7 protein-coding genes and 1 pseudogene are annotated in these 6137 nt (G+C 42.5%); 3 read left to right on the forward strand and 5 right to left on the reverse strand.

Features of this window, described 5'->3' with window-relative positions; all coding sequences use genetic code 11:
* Positions 1 to 16: 16 nt before the first annotated feature.
* Entirely contained in the window at positions 17 to 511 is a 495-nt protein-coding gene (gene sixA / locus MiAbW_RS10090) for a phosphohistidine phosphatase SixA (RefSeq protein ID WP_151696015.1), read from the reverse strand.
* A 52-nt stretch (positions 512 to 563) separates the two neighbouring features.
* Complete coding sequence (locus MiAbW_RS10095) at positions 564 to 1787, reverse strand: DHH family phosphoesterase (protein WP_151696016.1); 1224 nt, start codon at positions 1785 to 1787, stop codon at positions 564 to 566.
* A gap of 263 nt (positions 1788 to 2050) precedes the next feature.
* On the opposite strand from MiAbW_RS10095, the gene MiAbW_RS10100 reads away from it, so the two are divergent.
* Entirely contained in the window at positions 2051 to 2638 is a 588-nt protein-coding gene (locus MiAbW_RS10100; RefSeq protein WP_151696017.1) for a hypothetical protein, read from the forward strand.
* 150 nt (positions 2639 to 2788) lie between these two features.
* Here MiAbW_RS10100 and MiAbW_RS20445 read toward each other — a convergent pair whose 3' ends face one another.
* The gene (locus tag MiAbW_RS20445) at positions 2789 to 3115 is read right to left on the reverse strand and encodes a transposase (protein ID WP_151696023.1); all 327 of its coding nucleotides are present in this window, start codon (positions 3113 to 3115) and stop codon (positions 2789 to 2791) included.
* Here MiAbW_RS20445 and MiAbW_RS20030 point away from each other — a divergent pair.
* Positions 3092 to 3451 (forward strand): IS630 transposase-related protein, encoded by a 360-nt coding sequence (locus MiAbW_RS20030; protein WP_238707236.1) that lies wholly within the window; start codon positions 3092 to 3094, stop codon positions 3449 to 3451. The two genes, MiAbW_RS20445 and MiAbW_RS20030, sit on opposite strands and share 24 nt — an antisense overlap.
* 28 nt (positions 3452 to 3479) lie before the next feature.
* Positions 3480 to 3962: an IS630 family transposase gene (locus tag MiAbW_RS20035; protein WP_235614858.1), complete on the forward strand. Its 483-nt coding sequence runs from the start codon at positions 3480 to 3482 to the stop codon at positions 3960 to 3962.
* A gap of 264 nt (positions 3963 to 4226) precedes the next feature.
* On the opposite strand, the gene purH is transcribed toward MiAbW_RS20035, so the two are convergent.
* Together purH and MiAbW_RS10120 are read right to left on the reverse strand one after the other, a co-directional pair.
* The gene (purH, locus tag MiAbW_RS10115; RefSeq protein WP_151696018.1) at positions 4227 to 5762 is read right to left on the reverse strand and encodes a bifunctional phosphoribosylaminoimidazolecarboxamide formyltransferase/IMP cyclohydrolase; all 1536 of its coding nucleotides are present in this window, start codon (positions 5760 to 5762) and stop codon (positions 4227 to 4229) included.
* A 269-nt stretch (positions 5763 to 6031) separates the two neighbouring features.
* Positions 6032 to 6137 (reverse strand): annotated as a pseudogene (locus tag MiAbW_RS10120) (IS5/IS1182 family transposase); the annotation flags it as partial.

Here is a 6137-nt window from a genome sequence, read left to right on the forward strand (position 1 = left end):
GAGGCAAGCTTTAGGGCTACAATAACCATTTTGGGGCAGTTAAGAGAAATAACTGGCATTTACCGAGGGGATTTTGTTGATTGGGAACCTCTAGACCAATTATTCCCGCTTTTTTAACCGATAATTTTCCTTGAAACTTGCCCCAAACTAGCATTTCCGTCCAATAACCTAAATCCGGTTCGTGACCCACCAGTGCGATCGCATTTTCCTCTCGCTGATAGTCGGACTTTTGCCACCACTGCACCCAATCTTGAATATTGCCGTTGGGAGATAGGGGATTAAATTGCTCAATTTTACGGCTTAAACCCGCTTTTTGCAAAATTTCGGCGGTTTGCACGGCACGCACCAGGGGAGAGGTGAGAATTAGGTCAAATTTCACCCCCAACTGTCCTAATCTTTGGGCAACTTTAGCAGTTTTGGCCTTACCTTCCTCGGTTAAAGGACGTTCCCTATCGTTGAGATAATCCCCCGATTGTCCTGCTAATCCATGACGCACAAAATAAAGTTTCATATCAGTTTAGGGTCGGTCTTGGCGATGATAATAGATAGCTGAGGTCCGACAGTTAGGTGCGAATTACCTTTTCATCGGGGTTAACTAGATGGGAAAGTTTCTGTTTAATTTGGGTGTCATACAGTTCCCACTTGAGTTTTGCGTATTCGGCATTATTATTAAAACCACCGAGGAAACCGATAGGAATTTCAAAACCTCCAGCCATGTAACGACCACCACCAAAAAAGCGACCTTGGTTATCCTGTCCGAAAGCTTCCTTGAGAAATTCATCGGGATCTAGGGTAATTTTACTGGTACGCATAGAACCAATGACTAACTCGATATCCTCATCTTCATCGTGAACGATACCATAAACTAAAGCCGTGTGAACATTTTCTTCTGTCACCAAAAAATCGGCAGCTTGGGGAATCGCATCTCGGTCATCATAACGCAAATAACCCACCCCGGCGATCGAATAATTATTTTTAATAATACGGTTTTTTAGGGCCCGTTCAATCACATCCATCACCCGTCGGGATCTGGCCGATTGCAGGACAGCGTTTAATAATTGAGCATCGTAGAAACGACTGAGATAACCAGCAGCAATAAATTCACACTCTTGCGCTTGCATTAAATTATTTGTATCCGATCGCAATCCGTGCATCAAGGCTGTGGCACACTTAACATGGACGGTATCGCTACTATTAAAATTCAGTAACCCTTTTTGGATATATTGGGTTAAGATCGCTGCCGTTGCCCGGATTTGGGGACGAATATCGACAAATTCTGCGTCTAGATCACCTTGGCGAGTATGATGATCAATCACGACAATAATGGGAATTTTTGCCTGTTTAACCAGAGTGGTTAACTGACTATTGGTTCCCTGACCATCGACAAAAACACAACCCTGATAAACCGAAAGATCTCTATCCTTGAGGGTATGGACTCCCCAACGTTTAGCCGGTAAACCCGTTAGTTTTACCAAAGCGACATTTTCCTGATGGGAGAGAGTACCCGCATAGACTATATCACAGTGAATATCGTACTGTTCAGCAATAATTTGATAGGCCCAGGCACTAGAAAGAGCATCGGGATCCGGGAAATCCTGCATCACCACAATTTGATTTTCGCCGCGGTGATTTTCCAAAGTACGTCGTAGGCGATCGATCAGGGAAATAAGTAGGGTATCATTACTAACCGTGACTGGAGGAAGGGTACATACTGCCGACGGTTCCCCTACCACTACATCGGTTTCGAGGGACTTGGCAGGAACTAGACTCAGTAATTCAGCCATCATTTTTAGAAAAGTTTGCTTAAGGGTAGATTCAGTCGGGATTTTTTGAGCTAATTAATTCTAGACGATATTCTGGCTCGATCGGTTCATCTCAAATATTAAGCTTTTCTTGCCACTAGCTCCCCACTGTCGGGCTATAACTCTAGTCTATCAAAAGACCTTTCCTGTTTGTTCTGGGAGAGCGGTTAGGAGTGAGGGCAATTAACCATCGCTGCCATTACTTGTTAAAATAGATAATTTAGATAGTCAACAGCTTACCATTAATCATGGATGAACCGATAGATATTGAAGTAGTTAGAACTGAAGCACTAAGAAAGCTGGGTAGAAATATAGTTAATTTTTCAAAGATTGAAGGTATTTTAAAGTATCTACTTTCAGTTAGTCAGATTGAGGGATTATCAACATCAACTCGTAACCAGTTGGTTGACAATCATGAGAGATTTCGTAAGCGCACATTAGGTCAACTGGTTAAGGAATTACATAACACTGTGCTAGTGGATGATAGTCAGTCTGAACCTCAACTAGACTCTTCTGAGTTAGGTATGTCTTTGTCATTTAAGGTTTCCTATAGTGACCCAGATTTCTTAAATGCTCAGAAACAGGCTCTCTCAGACATTGTGGCGGAACGAAACAAGTTGATTCATGAAGATTTAGCGCTACTCGATACTAGCTCTATAGAAGACTATTATAACTTAATCAGTCTTTTAGATGAACAAAACCCTCGATTATTAGCTCATCATAAAGAGCTTGGGTGGATGTTAACCTCATGTATAGAGGGAATAAAAGACCTTCCATCGTTCATTAAATCACCAGACTCTCACCAGTTTATACACTCTAGCCAATCCGATGCCTAACAAGCGCGTGTACAGGGAACGGCGGCAGACACTATCGGTTATGATGCAGACAGTTGGTCACACCCTGTCCCCAGGAAAAACTTTTTCAGCCAATCCTAAATATTTGCTCCGATTTTTTGTAGTAAAGTTATATAGCATAGAACGAGTTAGTTAGGACAGATGCCTGAAGGCTTTACTCACAGCATCCACAAGGTTTTCACTATCATTGATAATCTGACTAACATAGTTTTTCAATCTAGCCCAGAACTTTTCAATTTTGTTGAGGTCTGGAGAATAGGCGGGTAAAAATAGCACTTCACATCCCGCTTTAGCTAACAATTTTTTGATTCTCTCTTTGGGATGAAAACTGGCGTTATCAATGATGATAATTTGACCGGGTAGTAGTTCGGGTAATATAGCAAAGAGCGGGATAGTTAGGACATAATAGAGAAAAAGAAATGAGGAGAAGCTTTCATGGCAGCACCCTATAGTGATGATTTAAGACAGAAAGCAGTGAGTGCCGTAGAGCGAGGGGAGAAAAAAAGCCATGTCTGTCGCACCCTCAATATTAGTCGTAATACATTAGACCTATGGCTGAAACGGAAGAAACAAGCTGGGACGGTGGCCGCTAAAACTAACTATCGTCGAGGGCCCAAGCCCAAAATTGACGATTTAGAAGCCTTTCAAAAGTTTGCCGAACAATATGGGCATTTGACCCAAGAAAAAATGGCGCAAAAATGGGCTAACCCAGTCAGTAGGATGAGAATTGGTCAAGCCCTCAAAAGAATTGGATTGACTAGAAAAAAAAACTTATGGCTACAGAGAAAGAGATGAAGAAGCCCGAAAAGAGTTTCTCCAAAAAATCAGAGGTTATGCCCCGGAAAGATTTGTCTATATTGATGAAGCTGGAATAGATAACACCATCGATTACCCTTATGGATATTGTCACAAATCAGAAAGATTTGAGGCTTTAAAGTTAGGTCACTGTAGCGAACGAGTTAGTGTGATCAGCGGTTGGTGGCGTGGTTCCACGATCGCGCCAATGGTGTTTGAGGGGTACTGCAATACAGAGTTGGTGTGTGAGTGGATAGAACAATTGCTATTACCCGAACTACTACCCGGTCAAATTATCATCATTGATAACGCCAGTTTTCATCCCAAAGAGAGAATCAAAAAATTGTTAGCTAAAGCGGGATGTGAAGTGCTATTTTTACCCGCCTATTCTCCAGACCTCAACAAAATTGAAAAGTTCTGGGCTAGATTGAAAAACTATGTTAGTCAGATTATCAATGATAGTGAAAACCTTGTGGATGCTGTGAGTAAAGCCTTCAGGCATCTGTCCTAACTAACTCGTTCTATGCCATATTTTGACACTTTTAATAGTTGGAGAGGAAACATTAATCGCCAAGTCTGGTCAATTTTTGTCCAAAGCATTTCAGGAAATGACCTGAATAAATAGCCAGACATAGCGCTATTTTCTTTGTTACCCAAAATCTTGCCATCCTCGCACTTTTGGCAAATTTAAGACTATTGAATAGGGGAAATTAACCGATAATTAATAACTGGTTGGGGTGCGTTAATTTAAGCAATAACACACCCTAACTTTCTATTAATGCAAGAAATGACGAATGCCTGTTAAGACCATAATTAAACCTAACTCATTAGCGGAATTAATCGAATCCTGATCTTTTAAAGAACCTCCGGGTTGAACAATTGCCTCGATACCAAACTCGGCCGCCGTGCGAACAGAATCATCAAAGGGGAAAAAACCATCACTAGCCAAATAGCCACCTTTAGCCGCTTCTGCTGCCTGTTCAAGGGCAATTTTCGTCGAACCAACGCGATTCATTTGCCCCGCACCAACGCCTAAAGTAGTTTGATTTTTAGTCACCACAATAGCGTTAGATTTAACGTGCTTAGATACTTTCCAAGCAAACAGTAATTCCGCTAATTGTGCGGCAGTGGGTTGTTTTTCTGTCACCACGCGCCACTCCTCCGGGGTTTCTACCAGATCATCGGCCGCTTGTACTAGAAAACCGCCGGCGATAACTTTTACTGTTTGTTTTTCTCCCGTGGTTAAGTCGGGCAGCAATAAAATCCGCACTTTTGACTTTTTAGCGAGGATATCCCGGGCTTCGGGGCTACAATCGGGGGCAAACACGCATTCTAGGAAGGTTTTCGTTAATTCTTTAGCGGTTGCTTCATCTATGGCTTGATTTAGGGCAACAATACCCCCAAAAGCGGAGGTAGCATCGGCGTTAAAAGCTTTAGTATAAGCTTCCACTAAACTACCACCGATCGCCACCCCACAGGGATTAGTGTGTTTCAAGATAGCGGCGGCTGGTTCTTCCCTGCCGAATTCGACGATTAAACGGCGGGCTGCTTCTAAATCGACTAAATTGTTATAACTTAGTTCTTTTCCCTGTAATAAGGTCGCTTTTCCCCAACCTTGAGCCATTGTACCGCTACCATACCAAGTGGCACTTTGGTGCGGATTTTCGCCGTAACGCAGGGTTTGTAGGGCATTTCCCGCCAAATTAAAGCGCGTCGTTTCCCCGTTTAAGCTGGCGAAATAGGATGCGATCACACCATCGTAGGCATTGGTTAAAGCGAAGGTTTCCCCCGCCATTTTTTGACGGAATTCCAGGGAGATTTCGCCGTTATTTTGCCGTAATTGGCTTAAATACTGCTCGTAATACTTCGGGTTACTGATGACAGTCAAATGGGCGAAATTTTTAGCCGAGGCGCGTAACATCGCCGGACCACCGATATCGATTTGTTCGATCGCCTGAGCGGTGGTAACATCAGGATTAGCGATCGTCTGTTCAAAGGGATAGAGATTAACCACCACCAAATCAAAAGGACGAATTTGATTAGCCTCCATTTCCGCTAAATCTGACTGGCAATCCCTTCTAGCTAAAATACCGCCATGGATGCGAGGATGGAGAGTTTTCACCCTTCCGCCCAAGATTTCAGGAGAGCCTGTGTATTCTCCCACTTTAATCACGGAAATTCCCGCCGATTGGAGCGTTTTGGCGGTTCCTCCACTGCTAATAATTTCAAAATCAAACTCTTCTGTTAGCTGACGGGCAAAGTCAACTATTCCGGTTTTGTCAGTCACGCTGATCAGCGCTAAACGTCCCATAGTAGTGATCTATAAGCAACCATTTCAGTATATCTCAGTCCTAACCCGTTAAAAATTAAAAAAAAGTAGGTTGGTAAATAATCAGCTGCTTCTATATTTTTATCTCTCAAATATCAACTTAAGTAGGTGGGTGGAATTATAGTTATTTCAAATAAGAACGAGACACTAGGCGAGACAATAAGTACGAATAATTTCATCAAGGGGTGTACCCACAGGAGCATACATTCTTGCCCTCTTTAATGCACTAAAATAGACCTCCTGCAAAAGTCTTATTCAGCTACTTGATGATAGCCTAAATTAAGTTCATAGTTGTAAATGCCGGCAATTAAATTAAATCTTAGACCAAATCGCCGTCTCCGATTCCTATATCTTGAG

The organism is Microcystis aeruginosa NIES-4325, assembly GCF_008974145.1.
Lineage (GTDB): Bacteria > Cyanobacteriota > Cyanobacteriia > Cyanobacteriales > Microcystaceae > Microcystis > Microcystis aeruginosa_G.